Genomic DNA, 15365 nt, shown 5'->3' on the forward strand with positions numbered 1-15365 from the left:
CATCGAGAAAGCCCTTCCCACATCATCTTGTCGACACGACCGGCAATTGGATGCCGGGCGCAGGTGCCACGGTAACGACGCGGTCCCGAGCTGTCGACGTCACAGAGCCTGAGCTGGCGGAACTTCGGCAATCACCGGCGACGGCCGCGACGCGATCTGCGCGGCCCGCGCGGCCAGGAAGTCGTCGACGATCCGTTCGCAGGCCTCCCGGCCCAGCGGGGTCAGCGTCGCGAGGCGAGTGAAGACGAGTGGGCCGACCAGTTGAGCGAGCGCGAGGTCGTAGTCGAATTCACCGAGCCGCTCGGCGGCCTCCGGTGTCCCGAAGATCCGGTCGAAGGCCGCGCGGTACTGTTCCACGATCGTCTGCCTCAGCGTGCGCAGTTCCGGCTTGTCCGACTCCAGCGCAGCCGCACTGGAATAGTCCTCCAGCGCCGGGCCCATTCCCAGCCAGCACATCGCGGTGACGTGCATCGGCGCGCTCTCGATCAGGGTGGCCTGACTGACCATCAACTCGACCAGCTGGTCGCGGAGATCGCCCTCCTCGGAAACGGTCGGAGCGGGCGGAATGAGTCGTCCGAATGCAGCGGCCACCAACTCTGTGCCGTTGCCGAAATGCCGGTACAGCGTGGCACGCGCCACCTTCGCCAGTGCGGTGACGGCATCGATGGTGACGGCTTCCGTACCACCCTTGGCGAGCAGAGTCGTCGCTGCGTCGAGAAGCCTCGCGCGGGAACGCTGCTTGCGGGGATCCTGCTCGGTCATCTGGCCGCCGTTCTCGCCGTGGACACCACTTGTGAACTAACAGTCTACCAACGATACTGACAGTCTCATTTCCTATCGGGAGGACCACCGTGCATCCTCGCAACGAGGCACCACAGGTACAGGCCGACCAACCGGACACGACTGGATGGACGTTCCGGCAGATATGGATGCTGGTGGTTTCCTGCTGTGCGGTCGCGCTCGTCGTCGCAGCGATGGCGGCGCTGAACACCGCGTTGCCGGACCTGGCACGCGACACCGGGGCCACCCAGAGTCAGCTCACCTGGATCGTTGACGGCTATACCCTGACGCTCGCGGCCCTGCTCCTGCCCGCAGGCGCACTCGGGGATCGGTACGGCCGACGTGAACTTCTCATGCTGGGACTGCTCGTTTTCGGCGCCGCCACCGCGGTGCCCCTCATCAACGACGCGCCCGAGTGGATCATCGGATCGCGAGTGGCTGCGGGAGTGGGGGCAGCCTTCGTGATGCCCGCGACGCTGTCGCTGCTCACAGCGGGTTTTCCGCCGTCGCAGCGCGGGCGGGCCGTGGGCATCTGGTCCGGCGTGGCCGGTTCGGGTGCCATCGCCGGAATGCTGGTGTCCGGTGCGCTTCTCGAAAAGTGGTCGTGGATGGCGATCTTCGTCAGCCTCGCGGTGGTGTCCGGGCTCATCCTGCTCGTCAGCTTCACCATTCCCTCGTCCAGGGACGCGAGCCATTCTCCGCTCGACCTGCCCGGCACTGCATTGATCGTGACCGCCGTCGGCATGTTCGTCTTCGGCACCATCGAGGCCCCGCATCGAGGCTGGCTGGATCCTGTCGTCCTGGTTCTGCTCGTCGGCGGACTCGTCGCCGCCGGCGCTTTCGCCTGGGTGGAACTCCGCCGAGAACATCCCCTTCTCGACGTGCGATTGTTCGGCAATCGTGCCTTCGGGTCGGGGTCGATGTCACTGCTCCTGCAGTTTCTCGCCTCCCTCGGGCTCTTCTTCCTGGCGATCCAGTACCTGCAGTTGGTGCTGGAGTACTCGCCCCTGCAGTCGGCGCTGGCGCTCGCGCCCATTGCGGTTCCGGTCGTCATGATGTCCGCCGTCATGCCGCTGGTCGTCCCGCACGTCGGCCTCCGGCCACTTCTGGCGGCCGGGACCGCCATCCTCGGCGCGGGAATCTTCCTGCTGGTTCGCCTGGATGCGGATTCGAGTTATCTGGAGGTGTCCTTCCCCCTCATCGTCGCGGCCTTGGGCATCGGGCTGTGCACCGCACCTGCCACCGCCGCGATTGTCCAGAACACTCCCGATGCCAAGCAGGGCGTCGCCTCTGCCGTCAACGACGCCGCCCGCGAGATCGGGTCGGCCATCGGAGTGGCCCTGGCCGGCAGCATCCTCGCCACCGGCTACAGCCGGAACGTCCAGCCGGCGGTCGACGCACTTCCCGAACAAGCGAAGGAACCGGTCTCCGGCTCACTGGCGGCCGCACTGCACGTCGCCGAAACGGCGGGCCCACAGGGCGAGCAGCTGGCGACGTTCGCGCGCGACGCATTCCTGAAGGGAATGGACGAGGCCTCCGTCGTCTTGGCCGGAGTGTTGTTCGCCTCCGCGGTCCTGCTCGGAATGTGGGCGCCCGGTCGCCGACACCCGTCGGTTCGCGTCGATGCAGCCGAGCGGGATGCCGCCGAGCGAACGGCCGACATCGACTGAATGAACGTTGCCCTTGTGACCCCTGTCATTGTATCGTTCAGTATCAGTAACACGATGTCACACTTAATTGACCGCACCGGCCACTGATCAAGGGGTAGTCATGACCGCATCGATTGTCGTCTCCGACCGCGAAGAGACCGCTCAGCGCCTGCTGGCGTCCTCGGCCCGCAAGTCCTACGACCCGATGGTGGAGGTCGACTGGGAAGCACCCATTCCCGACGACAAGTTCGGGCTCACGCCCGAGTGGAGCACCCTGTACGGCACCGCGCTGTGGGACGAGATGACCGACGCGCAGAAGATCGAGCTCACCAAGCACGAGGCGGCGAGCGTCTCGAGCGTCGGGTTGTGGTTCGAGATCCTGTTGATGCAGATGCTGCTCCGCGACGTGTACGGGCGCGACAAGCACTCCCGGCACGTCCAGTTCGCCCTCACCGAGGTGGCCGACGAGTGCCGCCACTCGGTGATGTTCGCTCGCGCCGGCGAACGCCTCGACATGCCGAGTTACGGCCCGCACCCCGTGATCCACAAGCTCGGACGTATCTGGGGTGGCTTCTTCAAGGGCGCCAATGCGTACGCCAGCGTGATGGCCGCCGAGGAGATCCTCGACATGATGCAGCGCGACTTCATGAAGGACGAGCGGGTGCAGCCCGTCACTCGGACGGTGAGCAAGATCCACGTCCTCGAAGAAGCCCGGCACATCCGCTTCGCACGCGAGGAAGTCGGACGACGCATCGAGGGCGCCAGCTGGGCACGACTGCAGCTGGAGCGCCTCAACACGGCCGTCGTCGTCTACTTCGTCATGAAGAGCATGATCCGCAAGGAGGTGTACTCGAATGCCGGCCTCGATCCGGAGCGTGCCATCGCCGAGGCCAAGCGGAACCAGCACTACAAGGACACCGTCCGCACGTCCGGTTCCAAGCTGATGCAGTTCCTCGACAGCGTCGGCCTCGTCGGCGGCCCGTCCAAGCGGCTGTACAAGAAGGTCCACCTGCTCTGAGTCAGCTGGGCACAGTGTCCAGATAGGACACACAGGTCGAGGTGATTTCGAGTACGCGTGCCGAAGGGATGTCGAAGAACATTCCCGCCACGCGCACTCGGCCCTCGGCCGCTGCTGCGCCGACCACCGGATGCCGTTGCAGGGTCTGTAGCTGTACCGCGACGTTGACCATTCCCAACCGGTCCACTTCGTCGAAGCCGAGCTCCTCAGCCGCACGTGCCACCGGATGACCACTGAGGAACGCCTTGTGGCTCGGCTGCGCGAACGTCAGCCACTGCTCGACGGGCCCCTGCTCGGCGATCGAGTGGTCGTCTCGTTCTTTCCCCTGTCCAAGTACAGCTTTCATGGCACCGCAACCCGAGTGGCCGCACACGATGACGGAGCTGACGTTCAGTTCCTCCAATGCAAACGTCAGCCCGGCTTCGACCGACACGTCCTGTCGGCCCACCGGGACGAGATTGCCGACATTGCGCACCGTGAAGAGATCGCCCGGACCGCTGCTGGTGATCACGTTGGGCACGATGCGAGAATCGGAACAGGTGAGGAACAGCGAATCGGGGCTTTGACCGTCCTTCAGGTCGTCGAGGTGCGACTGCAGGTGTGCGGCGTTGCGCCGGTGGTACTCGGCCACTCCCGCCAGCAGTGGGCGCAGGGCGACCGGCGTGGAGTCGTCTGCGCGAGAGTGCCGCGGCTGCCAGCTTTTCCAGGGGGCGAACCTCCGGGCGCTCGCCACTCCGACCCCGCGCTGTGGAGGCGCGTCACCGATGGAGTCCATGTCGACGGTGCCGAGAGCATCGATCACCACAATCCCACCCGACCGCTCATGGTGCCGCTTCCACTCGTCGATCGCCTCGAACATGGCGTGGTCCAGAAAGTCGACAGCCAGTTCCACGGTGACGTGCGCACCGTCGGGCACCTTCGCGAGCAGCCCGGTCAATGCAGGCATGGACAGGAAGCTGCATGACCCCTCGACGGTCACGCGCCACCGGCCGGATCCCTCGGTCCCGGAACCACCGATGGGCTCCGCACGCATCTTCGGGTGGATGACCCGCCACAGCAGCAGGATCACGGCGAGAGCCAGGCCGAGGAGCACTCCCTCGAGCAGGTTGAGGAAGACGACACCCGCCACGGTGACCCCGTACACCCACAGGTCGCCGGTGCGCCGGGCCGTGCGCAAATCGGCGAGCTTGACGAGCTGGATACCGATCACGATGAGCAGTCCGGCGAGCGCGGCCATCGGGATCTGCTGGACCAGCGCGGTCAGCAGCGCGGCGAAGACGAGAATCCACACTCCGTGCAATACAGCCGACGCCCGGGTTCGTGCACCCGCCGCGACGTTGGTGGAACTCCGCACGATCACACCGGTGACCGGCAGTCCCCCGATCAGCCCCGAAACCATGTTGGCCGATCCCTGGCCGACGAGTTCCCGGTTGAATTCGGTTCTTTCGCCGCCGTGCATCTTGTCCACCGCGACTGCGGAGAGCAGGCTCTCGACGCTGGCGATCAGCGCCACCGTGAGCACACCTGTTGCCACCGCCAGCCACGGGCCTTGTGGCATCGCGGGTAGCGACAGCGCGTCGAACAGCGAGCCGTCCAACGTGATTCGATCGATGTCGAGCGGAAGAACCAGTGAGGCAAGGGTGGCCGCCGCAACCGCGACGAGCGGTCCGGGGAGCATGCCGAACTTGGGTGGCACCTTCTTCCACAGCAATAGAATGGCGATCACGGCCGATCCGATGAGAACCTCGCCGTATCGTGCGGATGCGAGTTGAGACGGAAGCTGCGTGATGTTGGCCCACGTCGAGCTGTGCGATCCACCTCCGAGGAGAACGTGAATCTGCTGAAAAGCGATGGTGATTCCGATCCCGGCCAGCATTGCATGGACCACGACGGGAGCGATCGCCAAGGCAGCTCGCGCAATTCGGCTGAGCCCGAAGATGATCTGCAGGAATCCGGCCGCGACGGTGATGGCACAGGTGGCGCGCCACCCGAAGGTGCCTACCAATTCTGCTACTACGACGGTCAATCCGGCCGCCGGACCGCTGACCTGAAGGGGTGATCCGCCGATCGATCCGGCCACCACGCCGCCGACGATCGCGGCGATGAGGCCCGCCATGACCGGGGCATCGGATGCGATGGCGATTCCGAGCGACAGCGGCAGGGCGACGAGGAAGACGACGAGCGAGGCAGGCACGTCGTACCGGGCGTTGCGTCGCAACCTCTCACCGAGGGTCGGTCCGGGGACGGCAGCGGATGGGGGCGCTTTCTCATTCTCGAGGATCGACATGTCGACACCTTACGGTGACGACCGGGCGAAACGCCCGAATCGGCTGCCGTCCTGTGGCATGTGTCACCGACGCTGAAGGTTTCGCGCGAACACAACGAAAACAACTGGACAACAGGCATATACATCGGGACCCTGTCGTCCTGCCCTCCGGCCGAGGCCGGACGTTCGCTCCGCCCACAACGTCTCATGGCACCTCGTGCACCATATGCTTCGCCTACCGCGCGGGGTATCGTGGGAGAGGAAAGCAGCCCAGAGGGAGCACCATCATGAAGCTCGCACTGTCGACGACTTTGCACACCTCGTTCGATGACGCCGTCGAGCGCACCCGCCAGGCTCTGGCCGAGCAGGGTTTCGGAGTGCTCACCGAGATCGATATGAAAGCCACCCTGAAGGCGAAGCTCGGTGAGGATATGGAGGACTATCTGATCCTCGGAGCCTGTAATCCGCCGCTCGCGCACCGCGCGGTCGACGTGAACCGGCAGATCGGCTTGCTCCTGCCCTGCAACGTGGTGGTGCGCGCCGATACCTCCGCCGAGAACACGATCATCATCGACGCGATGAATCCGGCGCTGATGGTGTCCGTGGCCGAGGAGCAGGGCCTCTGTGAGGTCGCAGACGAGGCCACCACCAAGCTGCAGGCAGCCATCGACGCCCTCACCGCGCAGAACGCCTGACCACGCCGCCGCCGAAGTCAGCGCACCTTCGGCGTCTTCCTCGTGCTCACAGCGATCCGATTCCAGGCATTGATCGTGAGAATCAGTGAGATGAGCTGAGCCAGCTCGGCCTCGTCGAAATATTCCTCGGCCTGCTCATACACCGAGTCGGGGACGAATCCGTCGGTCAACACCGTGATCGACTCGGCCAAGGCGAACGCCGCCCGCTCCTTCTCGGTGTACAGGCCGTGCGCCTCCTCCCAGGCGTTGAGGAGAAACAGCTTCTGTTCACTCACCCCGATCTTCCTGGCGTCGGCAGTGTGCATGTCGATGCACCACGCGCAGTGGTTGATCTGGGAACACCGGGTGAGTACCAGCTCGACCAGCTCGGGGTCGAGTTCCTGACGAGCCGCGGCGTCGAGGGCGATCATTGCCTTGTATACGGCGGGCGCCTTCTTCGCGATGTCGACCCGCGTCTTACGTTCCGTTGTGGTCATACGACAAGACTATGCGCCCAGTAGCCCAGGTTCGTGGTTCAATCCGGTCATGGAAAGTTGGGCCAATTCGGGCGTGGGACGGGATCTCCACCTCGACATGGTGTCCTCGTCCGGCACTCCTTCGACCACGCCGCGCGCCGACCTGGTCGCGGCGCTGCGCACGGCGATTCGTTCGGGCCGACTCCTGCCCGGCACCGTCCTGCCACCGTCGCGCACCCTGGCGGCCGATCTCGGTCTCGCACGCAACACGGTGGCAGGCGCGTACGCCGAGCTCGTCGCCGAAGGCTGGCTCACTGCACGCCAGGGTTCGGGCACCCGGGTGGCGGACCGCGCCCGAAAGCCGCAGCAAACCCCCCGCATGCGTCGGGGCGTCCCGCCTCCACCACCGATGAGTCTGATGCCCGGCTCCCCCGATGTCGCAGAGTTCCCGCGAACCGCCTGGACAACCGCGGCGCGACGCGCCCTGACAGCGGCACCCCATGACGCGTTCGGTCCCGGCGACCCACGGGGACGGATCGAATTACGCCGCGCCGTAGCCGAATACGTCACCCGCACGCGCGGCGTCCGCGCCGACCCGGAGTCCGTGGTGGTGAGCGCGGGTTCCGGACACGGATTGTGGCTGCTCGCCCGCGCACTCGGCGGCCCGATCGGAGTGGAGAGTTACGGGTTACATCTGCACCGCGCACTCCTCCGTGACGCCGGGGTGGCCACCGTTCCGTTGGCACTCGACGATTTGGGCGCTCACCCGCCCGATGTGACAGGCCAATCTCTCACCGCGGCACTCGTCACGCCGGCGCACCAGTTCCCGACCGGTGGCCCGCTGCACCCCAGTCGGAGAACCGCTTTCGTGGACTGGGCGAGCAGTACCGGCGCGGTGGTGATCGAAGACGATTACGACGGTGAATTCCGCTACGACCGACAGCCCGTCGGTGCGCTCCAAGGTCTGGCGCCCGAGCACGTGGTGTATCTCGGCACCGTGAGCAAAAGCCTGTCTCCCGCGGTGCGCGTGGGCTGGATGGTGCTCCCCGATCGGCTGATCGACGACGTACTGGCGGTCAAGGGCGACTACGAAAGGTGGGTCAGCGCTACAGAACAGCTCACCCTCGCCGAGTTCATCGGGTGTGGCGGGCTCGATCGGCACGTCCGTCGGATGCGCACCCTGTACCGCCGACGCCGCGACACCCTGGTTGCCACCCTGGCATCTCGCGCACCGCACGTGCACGTCGCCGGCATCGCGGCCGGATTGCACGCCGTACTCGAACTTCCAGCAGGAACGGAAGAGGCCACGGTGGCACGCGCCGAGGCGCTGGGTCTGGCCGTCATCGGTCTGCGCACGTTCCGCCATCCGGATGCCGAAGACGATCGGCCGGACGGTCTCGTCGTCGGCTACAGCACACCGTCGTCCGCGCGCTTCGCCGCCACACTCGACGCACTGTGCCTGGCGCTGCCCACCCGTTGAGCGCATTTCCTATAGGACTAGTCGGAATGCGAGTCTTCCGGTTACAGTCTGTTCCGTGACCGACTTCCACGCGATCGATTCCGGCGAGCTGCTGACGCGGCGCCGCCATGTCGATTTCGCGTTGGTGTGTACCTCAGGGTGTCCGAGTCTCTGATCGGACTCATCCCGGCGTGACATTTTTCCTCCGCCGGGCCAATCCCGTACACCCTCCGTTCGAAGGATTCGCCATGTCTGCCACCGATACCGCGTCACTGTCACACCTGTCGTCCGTCATCGCCGCCACCTCCGACGCCGTCTCCCAGAATCCCGCCAACGCCCAGGTCGTGTTCCGCGCGTCCGCCCAGGCGCACGACGCTGTGGCCAGCACAGTCACCCTCGGCAAGTACAGCGTCGAGGTGGACGAACCGCCCGCGCTCGGTGGTGACAACGCCGCCGCCAACCCCGTCGAGTACTACCTCGCGTCGCTGCTGTCGTGCCAGGTGGTCACCTACCGCTTCTGGGCCGACAAGCTCGGAATCCGAGTGGACGACATCTCCGCCCGGGCCGAGGGAGATCTCGACGTGCGTGGGTTCTTCGGCTTCGACGAGTCCGTCCGTGCCGGGTTCGGCGAAGTGCGCGTCGTCGTGACACTGACCGGCCCGGAATCGCGGGAGCGCTACCGCGAGCTGCAGGAAGCGGTAGATGCACACTGCCCCGTCCTCGACCTCACCCGCAATTCGACCCCGGTCCACACCGTGGTCGAAACACTCACCAGCGAAAACTGATTCACCACATCCACCTCACCGAATTCGGAGTACACCACTCGTGACCGAGAGCATCGACCCCAGCATCAACTGGTCGTTCGAGACGAAGCAGATCCACGCCGGGCAGACGTCCGACGCCACCACGAAGGCGCGGGCACTGCCGATCTACCAGACCACCTCGTACACCTTCGACAACACCGATCATGCTGCCGCACTGTTCGGTCTGGCCGAGCCGGGCAACATCTACACCCGCATCATGAACCCCACCCAGGACGCCGTCGAGCAGCGCATCGCCGCACTCGAGGGGGGCGTCGCCGCGCTGCTGCTGTCCTCCGGGCAGGCCGCGGAGACCTTCGCGATCCTGAACCTCGCCGAGGCCGGGGACCACATCGTCTCCAGCCCATACCTGTACGGCGGCACCTACAATCTCTTCCACTACACGTTGCCCAAGCTGGGCATCGCGGTGTCGTTCGTCGAGGATCCCGACGACCTCGAGCAGTGGGCGTCGGCCGTCCGACCGAACACCAGGGCGTTCTACGGCGAGACCATCGCCAACCCCAAGAATCACATCCTCGATCTGCCCGGGATCTCGAAGGTCGCGCACGACAACGGCCTTCCGCTGATCGTCGACAACACGGTGGCCACGCCGTACCTGCTCCAGCCGTTGAAGCACGGGGCCGACATCGTCGTGCATTCGGCCACCAAGTACCTCGGCGGGCACGGCACGGCGATCGCCGGCGTGATCGTCGACGGTGGCACCTTCGACTGGACCCAGGGTCGGCACCCGAACTTCACCACCCCCGACCCCAGCTACCACGGTGTCGTCTTCGCCGATCTGGGTGCTCCCGCATTTGCACTGAAGGCGCGCGTGCAGTTGCTGCGCGACCTCGGTTCCGCGGTGGCCCCGTTCAACGCGTTCCTCATCGCTCAGGGCATCGAAACGCTGAGCCTGCGTCTCGAACGGCATGTGGCCAATGCCCAGAAGGTCGCCGAATACCTCGAAGCCCGTAGCGAGGTGACGACGGTGGCCTACGCCGGTCTCGCGTCTTCACCCTGGCACGAGCGCGCACAGCAGCTGACCCCCAAGGGAGCCGGCGCCATCGTGACGTTCGAACTCGCCGGGGGCGTCGACGCCGGTAAGAAGTTCGTCAATGCGCTCACCCTGCACAGCCATGTCGCCAACATCGGTGACGTGCGTTCCCTGGTGATCCATCCCGCGTCCACCACGCATTCGCAGTTGACTCCGGAGGAGCAGCTCGCCGCCGGGGTCACGCCCGGGCTGGTCCGCCTGGCTGTGGGCATCGAAGGTATCGACGACATCCTGGCCGACCTCGACGCCGGGTTTGCCGCAGCGGGCGTCTGATTGGGAAGACGAGAGGGCGCGGGGCTGCTCGGCCCCGCACCCTCTTGCGTCAGATCATCCGACGCTCGTACCGACGATCACTCGTGCCGGGGTACGCCCGACACCACGCGGGAAAGTGCGTGTAAGTCATCCGTCAGCAGGCGAAACAGCCAGTACGCCGCGACGAACGCGAAGACACTTCCGACGCACAGCACACGGAGCGCGACCACCACGTGCGGTAGGTCTTCCGCGGGAATGAACGTTGCACCCGCGACACCGAGCAACGGCACCGCGGCGGCCGCGGCCAGGAAGAACATGCTGCGCCGACCCAGCCGGTGCAGCATGCGGGCGTCGGCAGCACTGATCTCCCCGTGCGGCAGGAAGACCGGGTACAGGCAGCGGACGGCATAGAAGTTGACGAAGAAGAACGGATAGACGACGGCGATGGCGCCGCAGACCAGTTGTGCGGCCGTGAAGTGGACAACCGTATTCCACGGCACCTCACTTCCACTGATCTGCAACGTGGCCGGGACGATGATGCCGGTCACCGCCCACAGTCCGAGACACAGTAGGGCGCATCGTTGTCCGAGCAGCAGGGTGTCTTTGCGGGCGCGGGCGAGGTGGCCGCCGTCATACGCCTTTCCCTTCCGAAGCCCACCGGCCACCGTGGTCAGATACAGCGTCATAGAGACGGTGCCCACAACCCCGATCACAAAGGCCGTGGCGTAGTCGATTCGCGTGATGCGCTCGAAACTGCTCTGCGCGGTGGGCGGTAGCTTGCTGATGATCAGCGTGGTGTTGTGTTGATAGCTGTACAAAATTGCCAGGAGATTCGGTACGGCGATGGCGAGGAACATGATCGGGTGCGTCCACCGCCGCATCCGCAACCGCCAACTTCCCGGTGGTGGATCGACGAGATCGCGGGCGTGGGCATCGAGACACACGTCGAACTGTTGGGACATTTCGGCTCCGGTGGAGAACCGATCCGCCGGCTCGGGCTCGAGCGACTTCAGCAGCACTCGCCGCAACGCGCTCGGGCAGTCGGCCGGCAGGTCCGCGATCGCGGGTTCGTGACGGCCGCGGCGTCGTTCGAGCATCGCGTCGAGGGTGGTGCGATCTCCGGGCGGGTGCGTTCCCAGTTCCGCGTCGGTGTCACCGGACGGCGTGTCGTCGAAAGGCTTACGTCCGGTGAGCAGTTCCCACAGCACCACGGCAAGCGAGTACAAATCACTTCGGGTGTCGAGGTCTGCCGCGGTCCCCGGCCGATCTGGATGGATCGCCTCGAGCTGCTCCGGCGACATGTACGCGAGTGAACCACCGAAGTACGCGACCGGGCTGGTCCCGGGAAGAGTCTCGCTGAAGCTGATGTTGAAATCGGCCAGCTTGGGGACGCCCTCTGCCGTCAGCAGCACGTTGGCGGGCTTGATGTCCCGGTGTAGAACACCGTGTTTGCCGGCGTAGTCGAGGGCCTCGGCCAATCGGCGGCCCAGCCACGCCACGGTCTCCGGCCACGACAGAGCTGCGACTTCCTCACGTACCCGGGATTCACTGGGCCGTATCTCGCCCTTGCTGACCAACTCCCGATCGACTGCCTCCAGCAGCAGAAGTCCGGTACGCAGGCCGGGCGCCGTCTCGCGCACTCGCGCGACCACCCCGAGCAACGTGCCACCCGGCACATACTGCATGTACAGCAATCGCAGCATTCGATCGGCGAGGAGGCGCTGATCGAAGACCCGGACGATGTAGTCGTGATCGAACTGGGCGAGGGTTTGCGGCTCGGTTCCGTGGTCCTCGGAAATCTTCACCGCGACCAGTCGTTGCATCGACCGCTGACGGGCGAGGAAGACCCGGGCAAACGCTCCTCGCCCCAGGACCGTCATCAAGTCGAAGTCGTCGACCCGCTGCCCGACGTCGAGATCGCCGAGTTCCGTACTCCTCGGGGGCGGCGCCGCGGAGGTGTGTTCGAGGTGGTGAATCGAGGTGCTGTGGTACTCGCCGGTGCTCAGCAATTTTTCGAGTTCGTCGGCCTGCGCCGGAAACGTCCGCGTGTATTCCGAGGCGTCGACCGGCTGACCGCTACGCCTGCGTAGATGGAATTCCTCGTAGATCAAGTCTGGCGGTAACGGCCACCTGCCGAGCTCGGGAAGCTCGTCGCGGTACTCGGCCAGCCGCTTCGGGTGGTCGCCGCGGAGCCACCGCTTTTCCAGGTCGACCTTGATCAACTCGATCAGCGACACCCTGCGCAGCGCCGGATCAGCGGGCAGGTAATCGGTGAGGTCCGGAGCGGGGCCGGACGACTCCCACGCTGCCGTGAATCGCCCGACGATGTCGCCGACCGCGGTCGACTGTGGCGGCGGGCCGCTGGACACCGTCGCTTCCGGTGTCGGTCGGACCAAGCGCGTCACAAGCTTCTCGGACGCTAGCGGTCGTTCCGTGAACCTCGCCCGGAGAACATGCAGACCATGGTAGCTCGACGATCCCCGTGCTACTGCAGTTCGGAAACGGGGGTGGTGAGGTCGATGTGGACGCCGATGCCCTGCAAATTTCCGTGCAGCACCTGCCAGATCGACACCTCGAGGAACTGCGCCACCGCGTCACTGCCCAGTGTCGACTGCGGATTGCTCAGCCATCGGTTGACGCTCGCATCCACCAGTCCCACCAATCCGAAGGCCAGCGGCTCCGCAAGATCTGCGTTGTCTGCCACCTTCTCCAGCACGGCCGCCAGCAGGCCGGCGAGCTGGAGTGCGATGGCAGTCTTCGTCCCGGTCACGACACGCGAACCGGTAGTGCGCCTGCTCGGCGACCCGGTGCCGAGGAATTGGTGCAGACGGGGAAATTCGACGATCCACGCCAGGTACGTCTCCACGGCCCGCGCGATGGCTTCACCTACCGTCCCCTCCGGGGTCAGCGTCGGCGCCAGATCTGCCATCAGACGTTCGATGATGCGTCCGCGGAGCTGCTCGTCGAGGTCGCCCCGGTCGGTGAAGATGCGGTAGACCACCGATCGTGGGACGTCGGCGCGCTGCGCGATCTGCTGCACCCCGACGTCGGGGCCGTCCTCGTTGATGGCATCCATCGCGGCATCGAGAATCCGGCTTCGGCGTTCCGCCTTGTGATCCTCCCAGCGGGTGGCGCGACCGTCCCCGGGGGGCGAGGTGGCGGTGTCGACTTTGTCCGGCATCCGCCATACGTTACTCACCACGTAGTTGACTGGACAGCACGTCTCACATACTTTTGGTGGACAGCGTGTCACACACACATTTCTCAGGAGCCGCAATGGGTAACAGGGTGTTCGTGGTCGGAGTCGGGATGACAAAGTTCGAGAAGCCCGGCGCACGCGAATGGGACTATCCGGACATGGCGCGGGAGGCCGGCGGCAAGGCCCTGGCCGATGCCGGAATCGACTATCCGCTCGTCGAGCAGGCGTACGTGGGGTATGTGTACGGCGAGTCGACGTCGGGGCAGCGCGCCGTCTACGAACTCGGCCTCACCGGCATCCCGATCGTCAACGTCAACAACAACTGCTCGACGGGGTCGACCGCCCTGTTCCTCGCCACGTCGGCGATCAGGAGCGGCCAGGTCGACTGCGCACTGGCACTCGGCTTCGAGAAGATGCAGGCCGGTTCGCTCGGGTCCACATACGACGATCGCGAACAGCCGATGATGCGCCACCTCCTCGCGCTCGCGGAACTGCAGGAGTTCGCGATGCCGCCCGCGCCGTACATGTTCGGTGCAGCCGGTAAGGAGCACATGGAGCGATATGGCACCACCGCGGAACAGTTCGCCAGAATCGGCGTCAAGAACCACCGCCACTCGCAGAACAACCCCTACGCCCAGTTCCAGGACGAGTACACGCTCGACCAGATCCTCGACTCCAAGCAGATCTACGGTCCCCTCACCAAGTTGCAGTGCTCCCCGACGTCCGACGGCTCCGGCGCGGTGATCGTGGCCAGTGAAGACTTCGTCGAGAAGCACGACCTCGCCGGTCAGGCCGTCGAGATCGTCGGGCAGTCGATGGTGACCGATCTCCCCAGCACGTTCGAGGACAGGAGTGCAATCAGCCTGGTCGGTGCAGACATGACCCGCACGGCCGCCGCTCGCGTCTACGAGCAGGCCGGGATCGGTCCCGAAGACATCGACGTCATCGAACTGCACGACTGCTTCTCCACCAACGAATTGCTCACCTACGAGGCGCTCGGTCTCTGCGCCGAGGGCGAGGGCGGCAAACTCGTCGACAACGACGACACCACGTATGGCGGACGCTGGGTGGTCAACCCGTCCGGCGGTCTGATTTCCAAGGGACACCCGCTGGGCGCCACCGGACTCGCCCAATGCAGCGAACTCACCTGGCAGCTCAGGGGAACCGCCGACGCACGGCAGGTCGACGGCGCGAGCGTCGCTCTCCAGCACAACATCGGCCTCGGGGGCGCAGTAGTCGTCACCGCGTACCGCGCTCTCTGAACTCTTTCCTACCCACCTCGAACACACTTAGGAGTAACTCATGGCTTCCGTTTCCGTCTCCGCTGCGCTTCCCGCCTCCCCCGACAAGGTGTGGGACGAGCTGTCCAACCTGTCCCGCTGGGAAGAGTGGCTCACGATCCACCAGTCGTGGAAGAGCGAGGTCCCCGCCGAGGTGGCACTCGGATCGAAGTTCACCGAGGTGGTCTCCGTGATGGGCATGGCCAACAAGATCGAGTGGACCGTCACCGAGGTGCAGGTGCCCGAAATGGTGAAGATCTCCGGCACCGGCATGGCGGGTGTCACCGTCGAATTCACGCTGAAGGTCGAGCCGGACGGTGCCGGATCCAAGGCAATCATCGACGCAAGCTTCACCGGCACGATGATCGTCGGCCCCATCGGCAAGGCCGTCGCCAAGAATGCGAAGGCGGACCTGGAGGCATCCCTGGCCGGGTTCGCCGACATGGTGGGTTGATCCG

13 protein-coding genes are annotated in these 15365 nt (G+C 65.5%); 8 read left to right on the plus strand and 5 right to left on the minus strand.

What is annotated here, in order from left to right; translation table 11 throughout:
* Positions 1-99: 99 nt before the first annotated feature.
* Positions 100-762 (minus strand): TetR/AcrR family transcriptional regulator, encoded by a 663-nt coding sequence (locus CBI38_RS26200; protein ID WP_109333485.1) that lies wholly within the window; start codon positions 760-762, stop codon positions 100-102.
* A gap of 167 nt (positions 763-929) precedes the next feature.
* Between CBI38_RS26200 and CBI38_RS26205 the strand changes: the two genes are divergently transcribed.
* Together CBI38_RS26205 and CBI38_RS26210 are read left to right on the plus strand one after the other, a co-directional pair.
* Positions 930-2450: an MFS transporter gene (locus CBI38_RS26205; protein WP_109335375.1), complete on the plus strand. Its 1521-nt coding sequence runs from the start codon at positions 930-932 to the stop codon at positions 2448-2450.
* Positions 2451-2550: 100 nt separating this feature from the next.
* A complete protein-coding gene (locus tag CBI38_RS26210) occupies positions 2551-3447 on the plus strand; it encodes an AurF N-oxygenase family protein (protein ID WP_109333487.1) in 897 nt (298 codons plus the stop codon).
* Between the two features lies 1 nt (position 3448).
* Here the strand turns inward: CBI38_RS26210 and CBI38_RS26215 are convergent, their stop codons facing one another.
* Complete coding sequence (locus CBI38_RS26215; RefSeq protein ID WP_109333489.1) at positions 3449-5734, minus strand: SulP family inorganic anion transporter; 2286 nt, start codon at positions 5732-5734, stop codon at positions 3449-3451.
* A 266-nt stretch (positions 5735-6000) separates the two neighbouring features.
* Here CBI38_RS26215 and CBI38_RS26220 point away from each other — a divergent pair, with 266 nt between their 5' ends.
* Positions 6001-6408, plus strand: coding sequence for a DUF302 domain-containing protein (locus CBI38_RS26220; protein WP_109333491.1), 408 nt, complete (start codon positions 6001-6003; stop codon positions 6406-6408).
* A gap of 17 nt (positions 6409-6425) precedes the next feature.
* Here CBI38_RS26220 and CBI38_RS26225 read toward each other — a convergent pair whose 3' ends face one another.
* Positions 6426-6884, minus strand: a complete 459-nt coding sequence (locus CBI38_RS26225) for a carboxymuconolactone decarboxylase family protein (RefSeq protein WP_109333493.1) — start codon at positions 6882-6884, stop codon at positions 6426-6428.
* Positions 6885-6933: 49 nt separating this feature from the next.
* On the opposite strand from CBI38_RS26225, the gene pdxR reads away from it, so the two are divergent.
* From pdxR to CBI38_RS26240, 3 genes are all read left to right on the plus strand, one after another.
* Positions 6934-8343, plus strand: a complete 1410-nt coding sequence (pdxR, locus tag CBI38_RS26230; protein ID WP_109333495.1) for a MocR-like pyridoxine biosynthesis transcription factor PdxR — start codon at positions 6934-6936, stop codon at positions 8341-8343.
* Between the two features lie 227 nt (positions 8344-8570).
* Complete coding sequence (locus tag CBI38_RS26235) at positions 8571-9107, plus strand: OsmC family protein (RefSeq protein ID WP_109333497.1); 537 nt, start codon at positions 8571-8573, stop codon at positions 9105-9107.
* Positions 9108-9147: 40 nt separating this feature from the next.
* Complete coding sequence (locus tag CBI38_RS26240) at positions 9148-10449, plus strand: bifunctional o-acetylhomoserine/o-acetylserine sulfhydrylase (RefSeq protein WP_109333499.1); 1302 nt, start codon at positions 9148-9150, stop codon at positions 10447-10449.
* A 77-nt stretch (positions 10450-10526) separates the two neighbouring features.
* Here CBI38_RS26240 and CBI38_RS26245 read toward each other — a convergent pair whose 3' ends face one another.
* Both CBI38_RS26245 and CBI38_RS26250 read right to left on the minus strand, forming a co-directional pair.
* On the minus strand, positions 10527-12824 hold the full coding sequence (locus CBI38_RS26245; protein WP_230990272.1) for a serine/threonine-protein kinase: 2298 nt from the start codon (positions 12822-12824) through the stop codon (positions 10527-10529).
* A gap of 89 nt (positions 12825-12913) precedes the next feature.
* Complete coding sequence (locus CBI38_RS26250; RefSeq protein WP_109333501.1) at positions 12914-13609, minus strand: TetR/AcrR family transcriptional regulator; 696 nt, start codon at positions 13607-13609, stop codon at positions 12914-12916.
* 95 nt (positions 13610-13704) lie between these two features.
* Here CBI38_RS26250 and CBI38_RS26255 point away from each other — a divergent pair, with 95 nt between their 5' ends.
* Entirely contained in the window at positions 13705-14889 is a 1185-nt protein-coding gene (locus CBI38_RS26255; protein WP_109333503.1) for a lipid-transfer protein, read from the plus strand.
* A 40-nt stretch (positions 14890-14929) separates the two neighbouring features.
* A complete protein-coding gene (locus CBI38_RS26260) occupies positions 14930-15361 on the plus strand; it encodes a type II toxin-antitoxin system Rv0910 family toxin (protein ID WP_109333505.1) in 432 nt (143 codons plus the stop codon).
* The last annotated feature ends 4 nt before the right edge of the window (positions 15362-15365 follow it).

The organism is Rhodococcus oxybenzonivorans, from assembly GCF_003130705.1.
Lineage (GTDB): Bacteria > Actinomycetota > Actinomycetes > Mycobacteriales > Mycobacteriaceae > Rhodococcus_F > Rhodococcus_F oxybenzonivorans.